19 protein-coding genes are annotated in these 21,239 nt (G+C 66.1%); 10 read left to right on the forward strand and 9 right to left on the reverse strand.

Going from position 1 to position 21,239, the window contains the following annotated elements; translation table 11 throughout:
• Positions 1 to 19: 19 nt before the first annotated feature.
• Positions 20 to 736, reverse strand: coding sequence for a CBS domain-containing protein (locus GJ654_RS09305; RefSeq protein WP_155445877.1), 717 nt, complete (start codon positions 734 to 736; stop codon positions 20 to 22).
• Between the two features lie 135 nt (positions 737 to 871).
• On the opposite strand from GJ654_RS09305, the gene GJ654_RS09310 reads away from it, so the two are divergent.
• The 4 genes from GJ654_RS09310 (at position 872) to GJ654_RS09325 (ending at position 7,177) form a co-directional block, all read left to right on the forward strand.
• Complete coding sequence (locus tag GJ654_RS09310) at positions 872 to 1,489, forward strand: TetR/AcrR family transcriptional regulator (protein WP_155445878.1); 618 nt, start codon at positions 872 to 874, stop codon at positions 1,487 to 1,489.
• Positions 1,490 to 1,656: 167 nt separating this feature from the next.
• Positions 1,657 to 1,992 (forward strand): hypothetical protein, encoded by a 336-nt coding sequence (locus GJ654_RS09315; RefSeq protein WP_155445879.1) that lies wholly within the window; start codon positions 1,657 to 1,659, stop codon positions 1,990 to 1,992.
• Positions 1,993 to 2,022: 30 nt separating this feature from the next.
• A complete protein-coding gene (locus GJ654_RS09320) occupies positions 2,023 to 3,480 on the forward strand; it encodes a methyl-accepting chemotaxis protein (RefSeq protein WP_155445880.1) in 1,458 nt (485 codons plus the stop codon).
• Positions 3,481 to 3,547: 67 nt separating this feature from the next.
• Positions 3,548 to 7,177, forward strand: a complete 3,630-nt coding sequence (locus GJ654_RS09325) for a sensor domain-containing protein (protein WP_155445881.1) — start codon at positions 3,548 to 3,550, stop codon at positions 7,175 to 7,177.
• Between the two features lie 112 nt (positions 7,178 to 7,289).
• Here the strand turns inward: GJ654_RS09325 and GJ654_RS20770 are convergent, their stop codons facing one another.
• Positions 7,290 to 7,532, reverse strand: a complete 243-nt coding sequence (locus GJ654_RS20770; protein WP_196305486.1) for a hypothetical protein — start codon at positions 7,530 to 7,532, stop codon at positions 7,290 to 7,292.
• 85 nt (positions 7,533 to 7,617) lie between these two features.
• Between GJ654_RS20770 and GJ654_RS09330 the strand changes: the two genes are divergently transcribed.
• A complete protein-coding gene (locus GJ654_RS09330; RefSeq protein ID WP_196305487.1) occupies positions 7,618 to 9,801 on the forward strand; it encodes a putative bifunctional diguanylate cyclase/phosphodiesterase in 2,184 nt (727 codons plus the stop codon).
• Positions 9,802 to 10,533: 732 nt separating this feature from the next.
• Here the strand turns inward: GJ654_RS09330 and ntrC are convergent.
• The 3 genes from ntrC to dusB all read right to left on the reverse strand — a co-directional run bounded on the left by ntrC (position 10,534) and on the right by dusB (position 14,223).
• Positions 10,534 to 12,012, reverse strand: coding sequence for a nitrogen regulation protein NR(I) (gene ntrC, locus GJ654_RS09335; protein ID WP_155445883.1), 1,479 nt, complete (start codon positions 12,010 to 12,012; stop codon positions 10,534 to 10,536).
• Between the two features lie 22 nt (positions 12,013 to 12,034).
• On the reverse strand, positions 12,035 to 13,120 hold the full coding sequence (locus GJ654_RS09340) for a two-component system sensor histidine kinase NtrB (protein ID WP_155445957.1): 1,086 nt from the start codon (positions 13,118 to 13,120) through the stop codon (positions 12,035 to 12,037).
• Between the two features lie 68 nt (positions 13,121 to 13,188).
• The gene (gene dusB, locus GJ654_RS09345) at positions 13,189 to 14,223 is read right to left on the reverse strand and encodes a tRNA dihydrouridine synthase DusB (RefSeq protein ID WP_155445884.1); all 1,035 of its coding nucleotides are present in this window, start codon (positions 14,221 to 14,223) and stop codon (positions 13,189 to 13,191) included.
• Positions 14,224 to 14,446: 223 nt separating this feature from the next.
• Between dusB and GJ654_RS09350 the strand changes: the two genes are divergently transcribed.
• From GJ654_RS09350 to GJ654_RS09370, 5 genes are all read left to right on the forward strand, one after another.
• Positions 14,447 to 15,634: a bifunctional 2-C-methyl-D-erythritol 4-phosphate cytidylyltransferase/2-C-methyl-D-erythritol 2,4-cyclodiphosphate synthase gene (locus GJ654_RS09350; protein WP_155445885.1), complete on the forward strand. Its 1,188-nt coding sequence runs from the start codon at positions 14,447 to 14,449 to the stop codon at positions 15,632 to 15,634.
• A 17-nt stretch (positions 15,635 to 15,651) separates the two neighbouring features.
• Positions 15,652 to 16,158: a CinA family protein gene (locus tag GJ654_RS09355; RefSeq protein ID WP_155445886.1), complete on the forward strand. Its 507-nt coding sequence runs from the start codon at positions 15,652 to 15,654 to the stop codon at positions 16,156 to 16,158.
• A gap of 79 nt (positions 16,159 to 16,237) precedes the next feature.
• Positions 16,238 to 16,897, forward strand: a complete 660-nt coding sequence (gene trhA, locus GJ654_RS09360) for a PAQR family membrane homeostasis protein TrhA (RefSeq protein ID WP_155445887.1) — start codon at positions 16,238 to 16,240, stop codon at positions 16,895 to 16,897.
• A gap of 64 nt (positions 16,898 to 16,961) precedes the next feature.
• Positions 16,962 to 17,633 carry a PAQR family membrane homeostasis protein TrhA gene (trhA, locus tag GJ654_RS09365; protein WP_155445888.1) on the forward strand — a complete coding sequence of 224 codons (672 nt, stop codon included), beginning with the start codon at positions 16,962 to 16,964 and terminating at the stop codon, positions 17,631 to 17,633.
• Positions 17,634 to 17,832: 199 nt separating this feature from the next.
• Positions 17,833 to 18,627: an SGNH/GDSL hydrolase family protein gene (locus GJ654_RS09370; protein ID WP_155445889.1), complete on the forward strand. Its 795-nt coding sequence runs from the start codon at positions 17,833 to 17,835 to the stop codon at positions 18,625 to 18,627.
• 16 nt (positions 18,628 to 18,643) lie between these two features.
• Here GJ654_RS09370 and GJ654_RS09375 read toward each other — a convergent pair whose 3' ends face one another.
• The 4 genes from GJ654_RS09375 to GJ654_RS09390 form a co-directional block, all read right to left on the reverse strand.
• Positions 18,644 to 19,129 (reverse strand): DUF2478 domain-containing protein, encoded by a 486-nt coding sequence (locus tag GJ654_RS09375; protein WP_155445890.1) that lies wholly within the window; start codon positions 19,127 to 19,129, stop codon positions 18,644 to 18,646.
• Complete coding sequence (gene mobA / locus GJ654_RS09380) at positions 19,126 to 19,950, reverse strand: molybdenum cofactor guanylyltransferase MobA (RefSeq protein ID WP_155445891.1); 825 nt, start codon at positions 19,948 to 19,950, stop codon at positions 19,126 to 19,128. Before mobA ends, GJ654_RS09375 begins: the two co-directional genes overlap by 4 nt.
• Before the next feature lie 9 nt (positions 19,951 to 19,959).
• The gene (locus GJ654_RS09385; RefSeq protein WP_155445892.1) at positions 19,960 to 20,709 is read right to left on the reverse strand and encodes an N-acetylmuramoyl-L-alanine amidase; all 750 of its coding nucleotides are present in this window, start codon (positions 20,707 to 20,709) and stop codon (positions 19,960 to 19,962) included.
• Positions 20,710 to 20,913: 204 nt separating this feature from the next.
• Complete coding sequence (locus tag GJ654_RS09390; RefSeq protein WP_155445893.1) at positions 20,914 to 21,210, reverse strand: hypothetical protein; 297 nt, start codon at positions 21,208 to 21,210, stop codon at positions 20,914 to 20,916.
• Between the last annotated feature and the right edge of the window lie 29 nt (positions 21,211 to 21,239).

Raw genomic sequence — 21,239 nt, forward strand, 5'->3', positions numbered from 1 at the left:
AAGGGGAGAAGGGAGACCGTCACATCATGCCGGTCTTGCTTTCGAGCGTCATGCCGGAAAACGGCTCGATCCACACCAGTTGATCCAGAACCTTGGTCACGCCCGGAATGTTTTCGGCCGCGCAGATCAGCGCCCCGCGCTGGCGCTCGTCGAAAATCTCGCCGGTCAGCGTCACCACGCCCTGGTCCACGGTCACGTCGAGCGTGCGCGGCGACGCAAAGCCCTGTTCCTTCAACTCCTCGATCAGCCGGTCGAGGATCGCCTGGTCGCCGAGCGGCGCCGCCGGGGAAGCCTGCCGAGACGCCGTGAGCGCGCGCAAAAGATCGGAGCGGGTGACGATGCCGACCAGTTCGTCGCCGGTCACCACCGGAACGCGCTTGACCTTGCGCTTGTCCATCACCGCGACGATCTCGCTCAGCGAGGCGTTGGCGGGGACGGTGACGACGTCGCGGGTCATCACGTCGCCGACCCTGCGGCTGTGGCTCATCACATAGGCTTCGGCCACCTCGCCCGGACCGAGCAAAAATTCGATCCAGCGCGGCCGGCGTTTGGCGGTGCCGATCTCGACACGATGCAAAAAGTCGCTCTCGCTGACGATCCCCACCAGCCGCCCGGCGCTGTCGAGAACAGGCAGGCCGGACGCGCGGATCGACAACAGCACGTTGACCGCCTCGTCGATTGTCGCCTCGGGCGCCACCGTCTTGACGTCCCGGGTCATGATATCAGACGCTCTCATGGAAGCTCCCTCCGCGGGGCCTGGACCCTATTGCAAGATTATACACCTGCGGACGCAAATCGTTGACGCCGATCAAGGCTTGTTTTAGGCCTCGCGCCGATAGATGACCGCGAAGTCATTTTTTTGGAGAGTCCGATGGCCAGGCAGGCGCGCACGCCCGAGGCGCGCGAGGCGCGCGTCAAGGCGATCATGGCCGCCGCGCTCGATCAGTTCTCGAAGGTCGGCTTCGAGGCCGCGCGCCTCGACGACATCGCCCAAGCGGCCGGCGTGGCGAAGGGCACGATCTATCTCTATTTCGAGTCCAAGGAGCGTTTGCTGGAGGGGCTGGTCGCCTCGACCATCAGCGCGCCGCTGGAGGCGCTCGAACACTCGGTGGCGGCCTCCACGGCGCCGGCGAGCGAGTTGCTGAGACAATACGGCGCGTTCATGGCGCAGGGGGCGCAGAACGCCGACCGGCGGCGGGTGATGCATCTGGTGTTTTCCGAGGGCGCGCGCTTTCCCGCCATCGCCCAGTTCCATCATCGCGAAGTGATTTCGCGCGGCGCCGCCCTGATCCGCGCCATCATCGCCAAGGGTCGCGCCTCCGGCGAATTCGTCCACGACGAGCCCGAGCGTTTTCCCCAGCTGGTGATCGCCCCGGCGCTGGTCGCCGCCGTCTGGCTGCATGTGTTCGATCCCATCGAAAAGCTCGACGCGCCCGCGCTGATCAGCGCGCATATCGACATGCTGTTGCGCGCCCTCAAGGGCGGCTGAACCCGCAAGGCGCGCCACTCGACATGACGTGCGTAAGATTACACAGGTCATTGAAAAGCACAGGACGCGCGTCACCAAGTAGAAATCGGACCACCATTTACCTTTTTATTAAATTATTGCTCTAAAGCTCGTCGCCAGCGAGATCACTGTGCGGGCGAAAGCTGGCGATGCAGAAGAGTCATCCGTCGGGGGCGCCCCCGTGCGCGGTCGCCCGGCCCCGCGTCAAACCATTGCTGGCGCTCAACCTGTGCCTCATGGGCCTCGCCTTGTTCGGCCCCGCGCTGCTGCCGGCGCCCAACGCCCGTTCCGTCATCGTCATCCCGCGTCCCTTCGGACCCGATGCGGCGACCATCGTCGCGCAAGCTCAAGGCTTTATCCTGCGAACTGGAATGGCGGGCGCCCTGCTCGCGCGCGGCGACGCGCCGGACTTCGTCCTGCGGCTCTACGCAAACGGCGCCCTGATGGTGTTGGACGGCAAGGCCCTGGAAGGGTGCGCCTCCTGAAGATCAAGAAGCCGGTGGAAAGGTCAATTCATGAACAATATCGATCGCCTGCGGGCGACTTTTTCGCCGGCCATGATGGGCGCCATCGCGCTGGCGGCGGTGATTTCGGCGAGCGTGGGCCTGCTGCGCATGGAGGCCGGAGGCTGGCTGGTCGCGCTGGGCGCGCTGGCGGTCGCCGGCGGCGCGGCCGCCCTGTGGCTCGTCGACCGAACCGGCCCGGCGACGCGCATCGTCACCTCGGCCGCGCTCGCCGTCGAGATCGCGATTCTGGTCTATGCCACGGCGGGGCACGCCTACCAGATCGACATGCACATGGCTTTCTTCGCCGCCCTGGCCATCACCGCCGGATGGGTGGATGAGCGGGCGCTGATCGCCAACGCCGCCGTGGTCGCGATCCATCACCTGCTGCTCAATTTCCTGCTGCCCTGGGCCGTCTTCCCCGAAACCGTCTCCGACCTGCCGCGCGTGCTCGTCCACGCCGCGATCCTCGTCGCGCAGACCGGCGCGCTGTGCTGGCTGGCGGCGCGGCTGCGCCACGCCTTCGCCGACGCGGAAAACCTCCAGGTCGAAGCCGAAACGAACAGCCGCGCCACCGCCGACCGCGCCGTCCAGGAGAGCCGGCGCGCGGAAGGCGAGAGCCACCGCCGCACCGAAATCCAGGAGACCATCGCCGGCTTCCAGCGCGAGATCGGCGGCCTCATCGAAAACCTGCGCGGCCAGGCCCGGCAGATGACCCAGACCAGCCAGTCGCTCACCTCCGTCGCGGCCTCGGCCTCACGCGACGCGGAGCAGGCGGCGGATTCGTCTCAGCACTCCTCCGGCGCCATCGGCGCGGTGGCGGCGGCGAGCGAGCAGCTTTCGCACTCCGTCGCCGAAATCCAGAACCAGATCGGCGGCATGAAGGCGCTGATCGACAAGGTTTTCGGCGCCGCCGCGACGGCGCAGGGCGATGTCGGGCAGCTGACGGAACAGGCCAACCGCATTTCAGAAGTGGTCGCCATCATCCAGAACATCGCGGGACAGACGAACCTGCTGGCGCTCAACGCCACCATCGAGGCGGCGCGCGCCGGCGAGATGGGCAAGGGTTTTGCTGTGGTCGCCAATGAGGTCAAGGTGCTCGCCGACCAGACCGGCAAGGCCACCGAGGACATCGCCCAGCGCATCGCCGCGATCAACGCCTCGACGCGCTCGACCGTCGGCGCCATGGAGGAAATCGCCCGGCACATCGACGAGGCCAGCCAGTGCGCCGGCGGCATCGTCTCCTCCATCGACCAGCAGAGGGTCGCGACCAGCGAGATCGCCGCCAACATCTCGCAGGTGGCGCAAACCACCCGCCATGTCTCCGAACTGTCGCGGCGCGCCAGCGAGCAGACCCGCTCCGCCGACAAGGGCGCCGGCAGCGTCGCCGAGGGGGCGGTGAAGGCCGAGGCCACCACCGACGGATTGACGCGGACCGTCGAAACCTTCCTGCGGCGCCTGGCGAGCTGAGACGCGACGTGTCGGCGCCCTTCCCGCCCAAAGCCTTTTCGCGCGCAAGGAGCGGGAGGGGGCGCGCATGACGCGAAGCTTCGCGCTCAAGGCCAGCCTGCTCTACGCTTTGGTCGGCTCGGCGTATATCGCCCTGTCCGACCGTTTCCTGGCGCAGGTCGTCGACCACGACACTTTTGTTGTCCTGCAAAGCTACAAGGGCTTCGCCTTCGTCGCGGTGACCAGCGGTCTGCTCTACTATCTGCTGCAGCGCGGCGAGCGGAAACGCGGCGCCGCGCCGGGAGCGGGGGCGACGCGCGCGCCCGCCGTCGTTTCGATCGCGGCGGCGCTGACGCTGGCGATCGTCGGCGCGGGCTGGCTGGTGTTCCAGAACATGCTCGCGACCATGGAGCAGAAGGCCTTCGACGAAGTCCGCACCGTGGCGGAGCTGAAAGCCGGCGACCTCGGCCGCTGGCTCCAGGCGCAGGAAAGCGCCGCCGCCTCGCTCGCCGCCAACGTCGCCGCGCAGGGCGTGCTCGACGAGCTCGACCTGCGCGGCCTCGACATGGCGTCGATCCGCACCGAACTGGCGCGGCGCGGCGCCGCGTTCAATTTTGTCTCGGTCGATCTCATCGACAACAAGGCGCGCTCGTATTTCGGCGCCGCCGACCAGCCGCCGGAACTCGTGGCCGCCGCCGCCAGGGCTTTCGGCGAATCCGCGCCAGGTTTCGTCGACCTCCATGTCAGGAGCGGCGCCGTCGGGCCGCGTTTCGGCTTTGTCGCGCCGCTGCCGCCGACGGTCTCCACGGGCGCGCGCCGCTTCGCCCTCTATGCCGAACTCGCGGCGGGCGACCATCTCTACCCCTTCGTCTCCGCCTGGCCGCTGCCGCGCGCCACCGGCGCGGGCATTCTCGCGCGCCGCGACGGCGACGACGCGCTCATCCTCACCGGCCTGCCCGGCGACGCCGGCGCCGCGCTGCGCCTGCGCGTGAGCTTCGCCGGCTCGGACGCGCCGATCGTGCGCTTCATGCGCGGCGAGGCCGAGACCATGCGCGGGATCGATCCCTTGGGGCTGCCGGTGTTCGCCTCTGGCGCGAGCGTGCCGGGAACCGGCTGGGCGCTGGTCGCCCGCGTCGACGAAAGCGAGGCGCTCGCCGAAAAAAACCATTTCGCGCGCATCGTCGGACTCGCCGTGACCCTCGCCATCGCCGCCGTCTGGCTGATCGCCGGTTTCGTGCTTCAGGGCCAGAAACTGGCGAAGGCGCGCGCCGACCGAAAGTTGCAGAAGCGCTTCCGGGTCACCTTCGACCAGGCCGCCGTCGGCATGATCCATGGCGACCTCCACGGCGGCATCCTGCGCGTCAACCGGCGCGCCTGCGAAATGTTCGGCTATACGCAGGAGGAAATGCTGGCGAACCACGCGCTGCTGATGTCCGCGCCGGAAGACACGGCCAGGCAGGACAGCGACCTGGAGAGCCTGCGCAGCGGCGCGCAGACGGAATATTTCACCGAGCGCCGCTACCGGCGCAAGGACGGATCCTGGTTCGACGCCTCCGTCTCCGCGAGCCTGGCCAAGGGCGAGGCCGGCGAGCCCGACTATGTCATGATCGTCCTCCAGGACATTTCCGGCCGCAAGGCGACGCAGGCGGCGCTGGAACAGAGCGAGGAGCGTTTTCGCCTGGCGCTGGAGAGCGCGCGCGAAGGGGTCTGGGACTGGCGCCCCGACAGCGACGAAGCCTATTTCTCGCCGGGCTGGAAGGCCATGCTCGGCTATGGCGACGACGAGATCGAGAACCGCGCCTCGGCGTGGCGGCGCGCGGTCGCGGACGAGGGCCGCGAGGCCTTTCGCCGGCAGTTTCTGGAGATCCGGGCGGGACAGCGGAGAAACTTCGAATTCGAAACGCGCATGCGTCATCGCGACGGACGCTGGATCGACATTCTTTCGCGCGGCATTCCCGTTTTCGACGCCGGCGGGCGCATGATCCGCGTGGTCGGCGCCGACACCGACATCACCGAGCGCAAGCGGCACGAGGCGCAGAGGCGGCTGGCCAGCGCGGTGTTCGTCAGCACCCACGAAGGCGTCTGCGTCACCGACGCGCAACGCAACATCCTCATGGTCAATCCGGCCTTCGAGGAAATCACCGGCTATCGAGAGGCCGAAGTGCGCGGCGAGAACCCGCGCGTCCTGAAGTCGGGCCTCCACGACGACGCCTTCTACCAGGCGATCTGGCAGGACATTGGCGACAAGGATTATTGGCGCGGCGAAATCTGGAACAAGCGCAAGGATGGCTCCGTCTATCCGGAATGGCTGACGATTTCGGCGGTGCGCGACTCCCTCGGCGTCGTCACCAATTACGTCGCCCTGTTCACCGACATCAGCCGGGTCAAGGAATCCGAGGAGCGGCTGAAATTTTTGGCGCACCACGATCCGCTGACGTCGCTACCCAATCGCACCCTGCTCAGCCTGCGCATCGCCCAGGCGCTCGGCCGCGCCCGCAACGCGCCGACCACGGCCGCCGTGCTGTTTCTCGACCTCGACCGGTTCAAGACCGTCAACGACAGCCTCGGCCACGCCGCCGGCGACGAGTTGCTGGCGCTCGCCTCCGAACGCTGGAAGCAGGCCTTGCGCCCGACCGACACGCTGGCGCGGGTGGGCGGCGACGAATTCGTCGTGCTGCTGGAAAATCTTCGCGACGCCCACGAGGCGGAGCTGATCGCGCGGCGGCTGATCGCGGCGACATCGGCGCCCTTCACCCTGGCGCACGAGCGCGAAGCCTGCGTCGGCCTGAGCGTCGGCGCGAGCCTGTTCACCCCCGACGCCGACGCCGACGCGCTGATCCAGCGCGCGGATTCCGCGCTCTATCTGTCAAAGCAATCCGGCGGCGGCGCCTTGAATTTCTATTCGGAAGACGTGACCGCCGAGGCCACCGCCCGTCTCGCCATGGAGGCGGGACTGCGGCGCGCGCTGGAGCGCGGCGAATTCGTGCTGCAATATCAGCCGCTGGTTTCCCTGAAGGACCGGGCGATGGTCGGGGTCGAGGCGCTGGTGCGCTGGCGCGGGGCGGGCGGGCTCGTGCCGCCCGAACAGTTCATCGCGCTCGCGGAAAAGACCGGGCTGATCGTTCCGCTGGGCGAATTCGTGCTGCGCGAAGCCTGTGCGCGGATGAAGGTCTGGCGCGACGCGGGCGCGGCGATCGAGTCGATTTCGGTCAATTTTTCGCCGGTGCAGCTCAGCCGCGCCAATATCGCGGAACGCGTGGCGGCGATCCTTGCGGAAACGGGACTGCCGCCGCACTGCCTGGAGATCGAAATCACCGAAACCGCTCTGGCCGAGCCGGGCGAAGAGCTGGAAGCCCGGCTGCGCGCGCTGAAAAACCTGGGCGTGCGCCTCGCCATCGACGATTTCGGCGCCGGGCATTCGTCGCTGTTCTACCTGCGGCGCTTCCCCCTCGATAAGCTCAAGCTCGATCGCGGTTTCGTCCAGGATATTCCGCGCGATCCCGTGAGCATGGAGATCGCGGTCGCCATCATCCGGCTGGCGAATTCGCTCAAGGTGACGGCGCTGGCGGAGGGGGTCGAAACCCGCGAACAGGCCGATTTTTTGGCGGCGAGCGGGTGTTCGCTGGCGCAAGGGTATTTGTTCGACAAGCCGCTGTGGGAGGAGGAGCTGTTGCAGCGGCTGGGAGTCGCGGGCGAAGAACGGCGGGCGGCGGGGTGAGGCGCGGTTTGCCGGTCAACGCGGGCGCAAAGGGGCAGCGTGGCGGGCGCGACGGCTTTCCAAGTTCCGCAATCTCCGCAAGCCTGATTGTGACGAAACGGTGAACGCCGGCTTAACCGGGCGGCAAGAAGCTGGAGCTAGATAGGAGCTGGATCAACAACTTATGGTTGTCCCCCAGCATCCGAACCACGTCATGCTTGTCGACATTTTCCCGGCTGTAGAGCTCGCCATCGCCGCCGACGCAATTCGGCTGCCGACGGCGTCGACGCCAATGGCCGAATGCGCCGACGAGCACGCGATACAGGAAAGCTCCATCGATGCGGATTTCGTTCGGCGCCAAACTTTGGGCTGTCATGGGCCTTTCCTTGATGATGGCTTTAGGGCTTTTCGCTTTTGTCACGCGCCTCAGCGAGTTGAACCGCGGTCAAATCGAAGGCTTGGTGGAGGCTTATGAAGTCGCCCTGGCGTCCTCGAATTTGGTCCAGACCGTGGAACAGGCGGTTGCGCAGGTCGGCGCCGTGATCATGGCGCCCGACACGACGACCGCGCGATCAAAATCCGCCAGTCTTGAAGACAAAATCGCCCAAGTCGACAGCCAGCGGCGCATCCTTCTGTCCAAGATCGGGGACCATCTTCCCGAAGCGGAGAAGATAAAAATCTCCCTCATGATCGACGAATTCATATCCTATCAGACCGACACCGCTCAGCTCTGTCTGAAATTCTCGCCCCAGGCCGCCATTATACAGGCCAATGACAAATCGACGACGGTGAACCGCGAACATATGCTCGCCGAGGTCAAACAGCTGCACTCCGGCATGGTGCGCAGCGCCGAGGAGATGCGAAAGGAGCTTGCGACGTCGCAAAGCACCCGTTCCACGCTTCTCCAGATCGTTCCGGCCTCCTCCCTGATGATCGGCGCGCTCATGGTTGCGGCCCTCATGCGCGGCAGACAGGCGAAAACGAACAAGCAGCGCTTCGATAGCGCCCTGGACACTATGTCCCAAGGCTTTTGCCTGGTGGACGACACGGGCCGCCTGCTCGTCGTCAACAGCCGCTTGCAGGTTCTCTTCGGCCTGACAGAGGATCTGGTTGGCCAAAGCGTGCAGGAAATGGCGCGGCGGATCGTCATCGCAAGACAGATCGACGATCCCGAAGCTCTCAAATTTCTCATGAATTTCAACCTTCACGTCCAGAACATGAAGGCAGCGGTGCTCACGGCGGAACTCGGCCAACGCATTTTCGACTTTCGCTTCGATCCCCTTGCCGATGGCGGACTCGTTCTTCTCGCCGAAGAGGTGACTTACGCGCGCACGGCCGCGCGCAAAATGGAGCGCATGGCGCTGTTCGACGCCCTCACCGGCCTGCCGAACCGCGCCCAACTCTTCCGCAAACTTGAGGCGACGCTCCAGACCTTTCGATTGGATGCGCGCCCCTTTGCCGTTCTTTGCGTGGATCTCGACGCCTTCAAGGACGTCAACGACACGCTCGGACACCTCATGGGCGACAAATTGCTGATCGAGGTCAGCCGCCGCCTCAAGGCCTGTCTGCGGCCGGAAGACTTCGTCGCGCGCCTCGGCGGAGATGAATTCGTCGTCGTGATCGCGCCTTCGCCGACCGCGGTCGTTCCGAGCGCGATCTGCGAGCGCCTGATCGCCGAGATTGGCCGCCCGTATGACATCGAAGGTCAAAGACTCAATATCGGCGCCAGCGCCGGCGTGGCTCTGGCGCCCGCACAGGCTCGGTCGGCCGAAGAGATTTTGGCCAATGCGGATTTGGCCCTCTACCACGCCAAGGAGCAGGGTCGGGGATGTTACCGCCACTTCACCGCTGAAATGCAGGCGAAAGCCGAGCGGCGACGACGCCTCGGCGCCGATCTCCGCAACGCCACGGCCAATCGGGAACTCGATCTCTATTATCAACCCATCGTCGATGGCAGGACGGGCCAGATCGAGACCTTCGAAGCGCTCGTGCGCTGGCGGCATCCGACGGAAGGCCTGGTTTCTCCCGCCGAGTTCATCCCGATCGCGGAGGAATCGGGGATGATCGTCGATATCGGTCAATGGGTGCTGGAGCGCGCCTGTCACGACGCGACCACATGGCCGGACCAGATCCGCGTCGCCGTGAACGTCTCGCCGCTGCAATTTCGGCGCGGCGACATCCTGCAGAGGGTCAAGCAGGTTCTGGCCGTCTCGGGGCTTCCGGCGCGCCGGCTTGAAATCGAGGTGACGGAATCCGTCGTGATCCAGGACCCGAATGTGACGCTGCAAATCTTCGAGGAATTGGCCGCGCTTGGCGTGCGTCTCGCCCTTGACGATTTCGGCACCGGCTATTCAAGCTTGAGCTATCTGAGCCGCTTTCCCTTTCACAAGATCAAGATCGATCGCGCCTTCGTCAAGAGCATCGACGATTCCAAGTCGCTTGCTGTCGTCGGCGCCATGACTCAGCTCGCGAAAAGTCTCGACGCCAAGCTCGTCGCCGAAGGCGTGGAGACGCGCGAACAATTGGAGGTTCTGATCCATCGCGGCGTGACCTCCATCCAAGGCTTTCTCTACAGCCAGCCTCGGCCCTTGGACGAAGTCGCCGACATGATTGAAGCGTCATTCCCCGCGCAGCGATGCGCGTAGCGGTTTAGCGCATTTTCAAGCGAAGTGGATGCCGGCTCCCCGCGCGCGGGACGCGCGCAAGCCAAGCGGGTTCCCTTTTTTTGTCGCGTCGCCCATGTCCGTCGTTATCCAATCCGTCGTTTTCCAAGCGGCGGCGATCGCGTGGTATGTTTTTGGCCTGAATGCGCCGGGCGGCGGCGGGGCGATTCCGGGAAAATTCTATCTGGAGTTGAAATCGATACGAAAGAATTGATCGCAAATCGCGTGTTTTTCTGCATTTTCGCGAAAAAAACGCGAAAAACATGTCGATTTTCGCGCGCACAACTCCGAGGTTGTTTCCGGTGAGGCGCGGCGGCGCGCTCACGCTGGGGTGAGTAAAATCTCGGTAAATCAAGGTTTTGCACAAAAATGTTTCACGTGGAACATAACGAGAACAAAATTTTGGCTTTTGTCAAGCCGGGCGAATCCGTTTTCACTTTTCACCCGCTGGCGCTTTTGGCGCCGGTGTTGGTCTTCTGCGCTCACGCGATCATGCGTCGCTCGCGTGAGTTCTGGATTGCTTCGCGGAGCCTGTCATCGGGCCGGCCAAAGGCTGGACCCGTTGGCTCGCAATGACGGCGGGGGCGGCTTGCGTCGCGCCCAACGCTTCGTCTCGCGGGCTTTCCTGACGACAATGAAGCCAGCGCCCCTGCCCCTCACCCTGTCCCTCTCCCCGCTAAAGCGGGGCGAGGGGACGCGCTTCATCCGCCGTGCTTAACGCGAGGTGCGCATCAGCCGCACATCCAGGTCCCGCACTTTTTTGCGCAGCGTGTTGCGGTTGAGGCCCAACAATTCCGCCGCCTTGATCTGGTTGCCGCGCGTCGCCGCCAGCGCGATCGAAATCAGGGGATATTCGACCTCGCGCAAAATGCGGTGGTAGAGGCCGGGGGGCGGCAGGTTGTCGCCGTGGGCCTTGAACAGTTCGGTCAGGTGGCGCTCGACCGACATGGCGAGCGACTCGTCCGAGTGCGCCGGCTGCGCCGACAGCGAGGCCGAGCCGCTCGGCGGCGTCGGGCGCGGCGCGCCGCTGGCGGTGTCGAGCCCCAGTTCCGAAACCACGATCTGCTCGGAGATGATGTCCTGCGGATACAGCGCGGCCAAGCGGCGGACGAGGTTTTCCAGCTCGCGGATGTTGCCCGGCCATTTGTAGCGCTTGAGGCGGTCGAGCGCGAGCGGCTCCAGCGACTTCAGCGGCAGGCCCTCGTTGGCGGCCTGGGTGAAGAAGTGACGGGCGAGGTCGCCGACGTCCTCGCTGCGCTCGCGCAGCGGCGGCAGGCGCAGCGGCACCACGTTGAGGCGGAAAAACAGGTCTTCGCGGAACAGTCCCTGCTGGATCAGGACGCGCAAGTCCTTGTTGGTGGCGGCGACAATGCGCACGTTGGTCTTGATCGGCGTGCGCCCGCCCACCGTGGTGTATTCGCCCTGTTGCAGCACGCGAAGCAGCCGGGTCTGCGCGTCCATTGGCATGTCGCCGATTTCATCCAGAAACAGCGTGCCGCCCTCGGCCTGTTCGAACCGGCCGATGGAGCGGGAGTTGGCCCCGGTGAACGCGCCCTTCTCGTGGCCGAACAGCTCGGATTCGATGAGGTCGCGCGGGATGGCGGCGACATTGATCGGCACGAACGGGCCTTTTTTGCGCTTGCCGTAATCGTGCAGGGCGCGCGCGACCAGTTCCTTGCCGGTGCCGGATTCGCCGGTGATCATCACCGTGAGGTCCGACTGCATCAGCCGCGCCAGCGCGCGATAAATGTCCTGCATGGCCGGCGAGCGGCCAACCAGCGGCATGGCGTCGAGGTCATCAGGCTCCGGCGCCGCGCGCTTTGACCGGGGCTCGCTCATGGCGCGGCCGACGATGGCCAGCAGCTCCTTGAGGTCGAAGGGTTTGGGCAGATATTCGTAGGCGCCGCGCTCGGAGGCCTTGATCGCGGTCATGAACGTGTTCTGGGCGCTCATCACGATCACCGGCAGATCCGGCCGCGCCTTTTTCACGCGGGGAAGCAGTTCAAAGGCGTTCTCGTCGGGCATGACCACGTCGGTGATCACCAGATCGCCCTCGCCGGCCTCGATCCAGCGCCACAGCGTGGTGGCCGCGCCGGTGGTGCGCACGTCGTAGCCGGCGCGGGTCAGCGCCTGGCCGACCACGGTGCGGATGGCGGCGTCATCATCGGCGACGAGAATATTGCCGGTTGGCATTCAAAAACCTCCAAAAACCGCTTCAGACGTCGCGGCGGGAATAAACGGGCATGAGCATGCGGAACACGGTTTTGCGGGGATGCGATTCGCATTCGATGACCCCGCCGTGATCGCCCACGATTTTCGCAACCAATGCAAGTCCGAGGCCAGAGCCTGACGTTTTCGTGGTCACAAAGGGGTCGAACAGATGCTGGACGAGGTCTTCGGGCACGCCGGGGCCGTTGTCGCGCACGCAGAACTCCAAGGGCAGGCTGACCGGCGAGGCCTTGCCCGGCGCGCGAATGCGCACGCCCGGACGATAGGCGGTGGTCAGCTCGATCTCGCCTTGAAGCGCGTCCGGTCCGATCGCCTCGGCCGCGTTCTTCACCAGGTTGAGAAACACCTGGATCAGCTGGTCGCGATTGGCCAGCACCGGCGGCAGCGAGGGATCGTAGGATTCGACGAAGCGGATGTTGCGGGCGAAGCCGGCCTGCGCCACTTTTCGCACGTGCTCCAGCACTTCGTGGATGTTGATCGCCCGGCGCTCCACCGGCCGCCCGTCGGAAAACGCCTCCATGCGATCGACCAGATGGACGATGCGGTCGGTCTCGTCGCAAATCAGCCGGCACAGAGCCCGGTCCTCGTCGCCCAACGCCGTCTCCAGCAGTTGCGCGGCGCCGCGAATGCCCGACAGCGGATTCTTGATCTCATGGGCCATCATCGCGCCCATGGCGGACAGCGAACGCGCCGCGCCGCGATGGGTGAGCTGGCGGTCCATCTTGTCGGCGATGGTGCGCTCCTGAAGCATCACCACCACGCCATTGTCGAGCTGCGGCAGCGGCGCGATGTGAATGTCCACATAGCGCTCGACGCCGATGCGCGGCGTGCCCAGATCGACGCGATATTCGTTGATCGGCGCGCGGCGGGCGCGCACCTGCTCGATGGCGCCGATCAGCGGCGAACCGAACGGCAGCAGGTCATGAAAGCGGATTTTTCGCAGCGCGTTGCGCGACATGGCGAAAAACAGCTCGGCGGACGGGTTGGCGTCGTGGATCTTGCCGTCGCCGCCGACCGACAGCAGCGGATGCGGCAGCGCATTGAGCAGATGGGTCGCCATGCAGGCGTCCATTTCGCATTCAGCCTCATTTATGGGCAGAACGCCGAAGGGCGCGCCAAGACTCTGGATTTTCTTGGCCTTCATGCGGCTTCCTTCCGGGGCGGGGCGTAGAGGTTCTGCAAAAGGTCCTGGACCTCGCGCGGGTCCTCGCTTTCGACGAGGCGGCGGCGCGCGTGAGGATCGATATCAAAACCGTCGCGGGCGGCCTGGTCGGCATAGGCGGCCAGATGCTTTCGCGCATGGCGCAGGCCGTGGGTCTCGCCGAAAATTTTTAGAAGGGTTTCGAAGTGCTCTACAGCGGCGGCGCGGCGCGTTTCGGCCGGCAGGCTTGCGCGCGCAAAACCGCACGCCAGCTGATGGGCGATGTCGCCGACCAGCCAGGGCTGGCCCAGCGCGGCGCGGCCGATCATCACCGCCTTCGCGCCCGAGAGCGCCAGCATTTTGCGCGCGTCGGCGGCGTCGCGGCAATCGCCGTTGGCGACCACCGGAATCTGGACCGCCTCGACCGTGGCGCGGATCGCCGCCCAGTCGGCCTCGCCCGTGTAAAACTGGTTGCGGGTGCGGCCGTGCACCGTGACCATGACCGCGCCCTCCCCTTCGGCGCGGCGCGCCAGTTCCGGGGCGTTGAGCGCATCGCGGTCCCAGCCGAGCCGCATTTTGACGCTGACCGGGATTTTGGTGGCGCGCACGGTCGCGGCGATCAGGGCTTGCGCGAGATCGAGGTCGCGCATCAGCGCGGATCCCGCGGCGCCCCCGGTCACGCGCCGCGCCGGACAGCCCATGTTGATGTCGATCAGGTCGGCGCCGGCCTGCTCCGCCCGGTGCGCGGCCTCGGCCATCTGGGCGGGATCGCAGCCGGCGATCTGCACGGCGTGCGGCGTCACGCCATCGCCTTGCAGGCGCAGCAGCGATTCGCGCCGGTCGCGGCCGCGCGCGTCGCTCGCCACCATTTCGGAAAAGGCCAGGGCCGCGCCAAAGCGCCGCGCCAGCCGCCTCATGGCGAGATCGGTGATCCCGGCCATCGGCGCCAGCAGCGCGCGGCCCTGCAGCGCCAGCCCGCCCACATGCCAGGGATCGCAGAGATCGCTGCATGTTTGTTGAGCAAAAAGGTCCATGCATTCATTTTAGACAGATTCTTGGATGCTGCAAAGAAAAACGGCGGCGGCTTGACAACGGTCGTCATGCCCGGCCTTGTGCCGGGCGTCCACGCCGAGCCGCGACTTCATCGGAGTCCGAAAGATTCGAGCCTTCCAAAGCGTTTGGTCGCGCTTCATCACGGCGTGGATGGCCGGGACAAGCCCGGCCATGACGCGCGTGGAAATGACAGGCGGAGTTTGCATGGCGGAGCTTTGCGTTTTCCTTGTTGTCGCGGCGGGGCGCGGATCGCGCGCGGGCGCCGGCGGGCCGAAGCAATATCGCGAACTCGGCGGCAGGCAGGTCTTGACCCGCACGCTGGAGGCGCTGTTGCGCGCCGCGCCGGATGCGCGGGCCTTGACCGTCATCCACGCCGACGACCGCGACCTCTATGACGCCGCCGTGGCGCCGCTGTCTCAAGATTTGCGCGAGCGATTGCTGCCGCCGACCATCGGCGGCGCGACCCGCCAGGAGAGCGTCTGCAACGGCCTCGACACGCTGGCCCGCGTCTGCGGCGCCGACGATCTCGTCCTGATCCACGACGCCGCGCGCCCCTTCGTCAGCGCCGCCCTGATCGAGCGGGCGAAGGACGCGGCGCGGAAAGGCGCGGGCATTCCCGGCCTCGCCGTCACCGACACGATCAAGCAGATCGCCGGGGACGCCCGCATCGTGGCGACGCCGGAGCGCGCCACGCTGCGCGCCGTGCAGACGCCGCAGGCGTTTCGTTTCGGCCTGATCCACAAGGCCCATCTCTCCGCGAAGGCGGAGGGCGCCGGCGAACTGACCGATGACGCCGCCGTCGCCGAATGGGCGGGCCATTGCGTTTTCGTCTTCCCTGGAGAGGCGGAAAACGGCAAACTGACCACACTGGAGGATTTTGTGCGCGCCGAAGCCAAGCTCTTGAACGATCTGCCCGACATTCGCACCGGCATGGGATTTGACGTCCATGCGCTCGGCGAGGGCGACCATGTCTGGCTCGGCGGTGTGAAAATCGCGCATACCCAGGCCCTGATCGGCCATTCCGACGCCGACGTGCTGCTGCACGCCATCACCGACGCCGTGCTCGGCGCCATCGCCGACGGCGACATCGGCGCGCATTTCCCGCCCAGCGACGAAAAATGGCGCGGCGCCTCCTCCGACCGCTTTCTCGCCCACGCCGTGGCGCTGGTTTCCGCGCGAGGGGGGCGCATCGCCCATATTGACGCCACGTTGATCTGCGAACGTCCCAAGATCGGCCCGCACCGCGAGGCTATTCGCGCGCGCATCGCCGAAATCATGGACCTGCCGCTCGATAGGGTGGCGGTCAAGGCGACCACCTCGGAACAACTCGGGTTTACCGGAAGGCAGGAGGGCATCGCCGCGCAGGCTGTGGCGACGGTGCGCCTCCCCTAGGAAAAGGGGAGAGGGGCATGAAACGGCATCTGGTCGAGCAGTCCGAAAAGCTGCTGGCGGCGGCGCGCGAGCGAAAGCTCAAGCTCGCCACCGCCGAAAGCTGCACCGGCGGCCTGATCGCCGCCGCGCTCACCGAAATTCCGGGCTCCTCGGATGTTTTCGAGCGCGGCTTCGTCACCTACAGCAACGAGGCCAAGATCGATCTGCTCGGCGTCGCCAAGGAGCTGATCGCCCGGCACGGCGCTGTCTCCGAGGCGGCGGTCGAGGCCATGGCGCTCGGCGCGCTGGAAAATTCCCGCGCCCATCTCGCCCTCGCGGTTTCGGGGATCGCCGGGCCGGAGGGCGGCTCCGCCGACAAGCCGGTGGGCACGGTTTTTTTCGCCCTCGCCCGCGACGAGCGCCCCGTCAAAATTGTCCGCAAGAATTTTTCGCCCGATCTCGATCGCAGCGACATCCGCGCGCAGGCGGCCGCTTTCGGGCTGGACATGCTGATGGAGGCCGTCGAGCCGCATATTCTGGCGTGACGACGCGCGCCGACCGCTGAAGCTTCCGAAACGGCAAACGCCGCAGCAACCAAACCGGGGCCTCTGGCGTTACGGACCCATGTCCGAGCCCTTGCCCCACTTTTTCAAACGCCACTACACGCCCGCGGAATTGATCGCCGACGCCCTGGTGCATGGCCTGGCCATCGCCGGCGGACTGATCGGCTTCGCCATATTGTTCTTTCGCCTCGGCCAGAAGGGTGACGCGGAGAACACGGCCGCCATCGGCGTTTACGCGATTGCGTTCTTCGTGCTGTTCGGCTGTTCCTGCGCCTATAATCTCAGCCCGCCGAGCCGCACCAAATGGCTGCTGCGCCGCCTCGACCATGCCGCAATCTTCCTGATGATATCCGGCACCTATACGGCGCTGCTGTCGCTGACCAAGGACGGCGGCGCCTGGGTTCTGGCGTCTTGCGTGTGGCTCGTCTCCCTGATCGGCGCCGGCGTTGCGCTGCTGGCGCCGCCGGGCCGATTCGACCGGCTGCTGCTGGCGCTCTATCTTGCGCTCGGGTGGGGCGCGCTGGCCGACGCCCCCCGCCTGACGACAAGTCTGCCGCCGGAGACCGTCATCCTCACGGTCGCGGGCGGGGTCATGTATTCGCTCGGCGTTCCGTTCCACCTTTGGAACAGCCTGAAGTTCCAGAGCGCCATCTGGCACGGTTTCGTCGCTGTCGCCAGCGCCTGCCAGTTCGCCGGAATCGCCAAGGCGGTCGGCCCCTGACCCTTGCCATCATCCCGCCTCAAGTTTTAGTTTAACTCTGAACCTTGCTGAACCGGAGCTGTTCATGTCGCTGCCCGAAGATCATCCGCGTCTGAAGAAACGCCTCTATGGCGTCGATGAACTGATCGCCGATGGCTTTGTTCACGCCATCGCCATTGTCGCCGGGCTGATCGCCTTCGGCGTGCTCATCAACCATGCGGTCGAGCGCGGCGCGGTGTCCGAGGCCTTCGCCTTCGGCGCCTATGCGGCGGGCTTTTTCCTGCTGTTCGGCTTTTCCTGCGCCTACAACATGACGCCGCCCTCCAATCTCAAATGGATCTTGCGGCGCTTCGACCACGCCTCGATCTATCTGATGATCGCCGGCACCTATACGGCGCTGCTGTCGCAACTGCCCTCCGGGATTTTCGCGTGGTCCCTGGCCATTTTCGTCTGGGTGGTGGCGCTGGGCGGCGCGGCCGTAAAAGTGTTCTTGCCCGGCCGCTACGACAAGGCGTCGCTGTTCGTCTATCTGGCGCTGGGCTGGGTCGGCGTGGTGGCCGCCAAATCGCTGTTCGACAATCTGCCGATGGCGACGCTCGTTCTGACCCTGGTCGGCGGCCTGTTCTATTCGGTCGGCGTGCTGTTCTACCGCTGGCACACGCTGAAATTCCAGAACGCGATCTGGCACGGTTTTGTCGCGGTGGCGGCCGGCTTCCAATATGCGGGGATCGCCCAGGCGGTGGCGGCGGCGGGGTGATCCGCTGATGGTTAACGCGTGATTAAACGCGGGACGTCATCACACTTTGTTGACGCCGTTGCGTCAGCAAGACGCCCGGCAAGAAGCGGAGTTCAACAATCGGGTAAGACTAGCTGAAGGTCTAGCCCGATTTGTTGCGCTGCATCATTGACCTGCGCGCGCGCCAAGGGCAAGCTCGATTTGCCTTTCAGGATCGTGCATGAACACTCGACTGCGTTTCACTCTCATGGGGATTGTCGCGGCTTTCGCCGCGTTTCCTGTTGTCGCGCCAGGCGAGACGCATGAGCGTCAGCTGCGCGTCACGCCCGAGGCGTCCTGCGCCGCCACCTTGCCCGCCCATGTCGCGGGCCTGCCGAAATTCTCCGAAGCGCTGCTGTCGGGACGCAGCGTGCGGATCGTCGCCATCGGCTCCTCCTCGACAGAGGGCGTCGGCGCCTCCGCGCCCACCCGCAGCTATCCCGCGCAGCTGCGCGCGCTGCTCAATCTGGCGCTGCCCGCGACCGAGTTCGAGGTGATCAATCTCGGCATCGGCGGCGAAACGGCCGCTGTGACGGTGGAACGGCTGCGCCGAGACCTCCCCAAACAACGTCCCGATCTGGTGATCTGGCAGGTCGGCACCAACGACGGCCTGAGGGACGTGCCGATCGGCGACTACGAGCGGACCCTGCGCTCGGCGCTGGGGTTTCTCCGGCAGCGCGGCGACGATGTGATGCTGGTCGGCATGCAATGGACGCGCAAATTCGCCGCCAATCCCCATTATCTCGCCGTGCGCGACGCCACCGCGCAGATCGCCGGCGAGAGCGGCGTGACCCTGATCTCGCGGTTCGACGCCATGCGCCGGCTCGCGGACCTCAGCGGCCGCGAGGACCTGATCGGCCCGGACCAGCTGCACATGAACGACCGGGGCTATCGCTGCCTCGCCGAACAGGTTGCGGCGACCCTTTCGCATGCGATCGACTACAGCGAAAAACCGCCGCTCAACGATCAGGGCTGACGCCGCCATCCGCTCTTCAGATCAGATTTTCGCGCCACGCCAGAACCGCGTCGGCGTCGCAAGGCAGTTCGCAGGCGAACTCCCCCGCATAGGCGCGCCAGTCAGCCGCGCGCTTGCGGGAGACGCCGACCAGCGTGGGTTGTCCCATAGCCGCGGCCGCGCCGATTTCGGCGATAAAACCCCGGCCCTCCGCCTCGGCGCGACCGAACCGGCTGATCAGCAGCAGGTCGGGTTTGCGCGCAAGGCTCTGCGCCAGCAGACCGGCGACTTCGGCGAGCGCGCCGCTGTCCAGCCGGCAGCCGCTCGCGCAGGGGCCGAGATTCTGCATCAGGTCGAACGTGCGGCCGCTGTCGATATGCACGGCGTAAACCGTTTCCGCGCACGGGGTCTGCGTCACGCCTCCGACTCGCTGGCCGCGCGCCTCCAGCGCCGCGCGCACCTGGGCGAACAGCGTGTCGACAGGCTCGCCTTCGTCGTAGATCACGGCGGCCAGGGCAGTCATCGGACCTGCCTGCGGATGAGGAACACCGCGACGCCTTCGGCGCGGCTTTGCGCCTCCAGCACATTTCCGGTCTCGCGCACGAGATGCGGCACGTCGACAAAACTCATGGGATCGGTGCAGGACACTTCGACCCGCTCCCCCGGCGCCATTTCCGCCAGAACTTTTCGAGTCTTCAACACCGGCAGCGGGCATTTGAGGCCGCGCAGATCCAGAATTTTTGGCGCCAACAGCGCCTCGGCTTGAGCCAGATCCTCGGGCGTGTTGACGTTCATGAAGGGATTGCGCGGTTTTGTCGGCCATTCGACGGTCGCGCAGTCGAAGCGGCGTTGGAACTGGCCGACGCCGCGCACGCCCTCGACCAGCGCGCGGCGCAGGTTTTCGCGCAGGGAGACCGGCCAGAGCCCGACCACCGGATGGACGCGCCCGCCGGACGCCGCGCAAGCGAGGCCGTCGCGGGTTTTGCGCGCGGCTTCGCTGAGGCGGTCCGCCAGATCGTCCGGCAAAAACGGCGTGTCGCAGGGCAGGCTCAGCACGGACCCAAAACCCTCGGCATAGTCCAGCGCGGCCAAAATCCCCGCCAGCGGCCCGGCATGGCCTGGAATGGCGTCGGCGATGAGAGGCAATCCGGCAAACGGCGCCGCGACCTCCGGCGTGACGGCGTGGAGGTTCACGACGACATCGAGGTTTTGCGCACGCGCACGATCGACCACGTGGTCGATCAGCCGCCGGCCGCCGAGCGCGAGCAGCGGTTTTTGCGCGCCGTCCATGCGGCGGGCGAGGCCGCCGGCGAGAATGACGGCAAGTTTGGGACGCGTTTCCATCGCGGGACTTTAGCTCAAAAGACGATGAAGCGCGCGCAGCGTCTCCAGCGTCGAGACATCCGCGATCCCGTCCACCTTTTCCGGCCGAAAATGACGCTGGAAGGCGGCGACCACGTCTTGCGTCGCGGCGTCATAGAGTCCCGTGACCTCGACGCCGTAGCCGTAGGCCGCGAGCATTTGTTGCAGCGCCGCCACAGGTGGGCCGAGCGCGCCGGGCTCATAAATCGGGCCGGGCCGGATGCTTGACGGCCCGGCCCACAGACCGACGCCTGCCGCATGCAGGCGCGCCCATGGAAAATACTCGCCGGGGTCGATCTTGCGCGACGGCGCGATGTCGGAATGGGCGAGGACGCGACATGGCGGAATCGCCTTGCGGGCGCAAATGTCTTGGCACAGCGCGATCACCGCGGCGATCTGCGGCTCGGGGTATGGCGGGCAGCCGCCGTCATGACCCGGGTTGACGATTTCGACTCCGATGGAGCGGGAGTTGAGATCGGTTTCTCCGGCCCAAAAACTCTTGCCCGCATGCCAGGCGCGACAATCCTCCGCCACGAGCTGCCAGATGCGGCCATCCTCCCAGACGAGATAATGGCAGGAAACGCCGCCCCGCTCCGTGGTCAACAGGTCCAGCGCCACCTCGCCGGTGGGCATGCCGGTGTAATGGAGGATCAGCGCGTCGGTTGGAGCAACAAGCCGCGCGCCATGGTTAGGCGAAGCCACGAATTTTTCGACGAGCGGGGAGTCGGGGCGTGGATGCATATGGCGCCGAGAAATTCCTGCTCCCCCTGCGGGAGAAGGTGGCTCGCGGCCGTAGAGCGTCGAAAGACGCCCGTCTTTCGACGGGCTATGGCCGCGAGACGGATGAGGGGTCTTTTTCAACGACGCCGGGACGAACCCCTCATCCGGCGCCTGAGGCGCCACCTTCTCCCGCAAGGGGAGAAGGAGGGCGCCCGTTCCTTCAATTCAAAACCACGCGATGCAGTGGCGGCGGCCGTAGAAATCCTCTTCCCACTCGGCGCAGCGGCGGCGGGGCGGCGGCGGCGGATTGCTGTTGGCGCCGATGACGCCGCCGGCGGCGCCGCCGAGCAGCGCGCCCGCGACCGCCCCGCCCGCGCTGCCGCTGGCGAGACCGCCGATCATCGCGCCGGACGCCGCGCCCACGGCCGCGCCATTCACCGTCCGCTGTTCCTGCGTGTAGCCGCAGCCGCCGAGCGTCAACGCCCCGGCGAAGGCGACGCCCAGCAGAATGGTCTTGTTCATGCAAACCTCCGGATCGAACCTCTACGCCC

It is taken from the genome of Rhodoblastus acidophilus, from assembly GCF_009720655.1.
GTDB lineage: Bacteria > Pseudomonadota > Alphaproteobacteria > Rhizobiales > Beijerinckiaceae > Rhodoblastus > Rhodoblastus acidophilus_A.

Coding starts and splice junctions, on each gene's coding strand:
- GJ654_RS09325 (WP_155445881.1), top strand. CDS start 3,548: ATGACGCGAAGCTTCGCGCTCAAGGCCAGCCTGCTCTACGCTTTGGTC.
- GJ654_RS09350 (WP_155445885.1), top strand. CDS start 14,447: ATGGCGGAGCTTTGCGTTTTCCTTGTTGTCGCGGCGGGGCGCGGATCG.
- trhA (WP_155445888.1), top strand. CDS start 16,962: ATGTCGCTGCCCGAAGATCATCCGCGTCTGAAGAAACGCCTCTATGGC.
- GJ654_RS09375 (WP_155445890.1), bottom strand. CDS start 19,129: ATGACTGCCCTGGCCGCCGTGATCTACGACGAAGGCGAGCCTGTCGAC.
- GJ654_RS20770 (WP_196305486.1), bottom strand. CDS start 7,532: ATGACAGCCCAAAGTTTGGCGCCGAACGAAATCCGCATCGATGGAGCT.
- GJ654_RS09305 (WP_155445877.1), bottom strand. CDS start 736: ATGAGAGCGTCTGATATCATGACCCGGGACGTCAAGACGGTGGCGCCC.
- GJ654_RS09320 (WP_155445880.1), top strand. CDS start 2,023: ATGAACAATATCGATCGCCTGCGGGCGACTTTTTCGCCGGCCATGATG.
- GJ654_RS09385 (WP_155445892.1), bottom strand. CDS start 20,709: ATGCATCCACGCCCCGACTCCCCGCTCGTCGAAAAATTCGTGGCTTCG.
- trhA (WP_155445887.1), top strand. CDS start 16,238: ATGTCCGAGCCCTTGCCCCACTTTTTCAAACGCCACTACACGCCCGCG.
- dusB (WP_155445884.1), bottom strand. CDS start 14,223: ATGGACCTTTTTGCTCAACAAACATGCAGCGATCTCTGCGATCCCTGG.
- ntrC (WP_155445883.1), bottom strand. CDS start 12,012: ATGCCAACCGGCAATATTCTCGTCGCCGATGATGACGCCGCCATCCGC.
- GJ654_RS09355 (WP_155445886.1), top strand. CDS start 15,652: ATGAAACGGCATCTGGTCGAGCAGTCCGAAAAGCTGCTGGCGGCGGCG.
- mobA (WP_155445891.1), bottom strand. CDS start 19,950: ATGGAAACGCGTCCCAAACTTGCCGTCATTCTCGCCGGCGGCCTCGCC.
- GJ654_RS09390 (WP_155445893.1), bottom strand. CDS start 21,210: ATGAACAAGACCATTCTGCTGGGCGTCGCCTTCGCCGGGGCGTTGACG.
- GJ654_RS09340 (WP_155445957.1), bottom strand. CDS start 13,120: ATGGACGCCTGCATGGCGACCCATCTGCTCAATGCGCTGCCGCATCCG.
- GJ654_RS09370 (WP_155445889.1), top strand. CDS start 17,833: ATGAACACTCGACTGCGTTTCACTCTCATGGGGATTGTCGCGGCTTTC.
- GJ654_RS09310 (WP_155445878.1), top strand. CDS start 872: ATGGCCAGGCAGGCGCGCACGCCCGAGGCGCGCGAGGCGCGCGTCAAG.
- GJ654_RS09315 (WP_155445879.1), top strand. CDS start 1,657: ATGCAGAAGAGTCATCCGTCGGGGGCGCCCCCGTGCGCGGTCGCCCGG.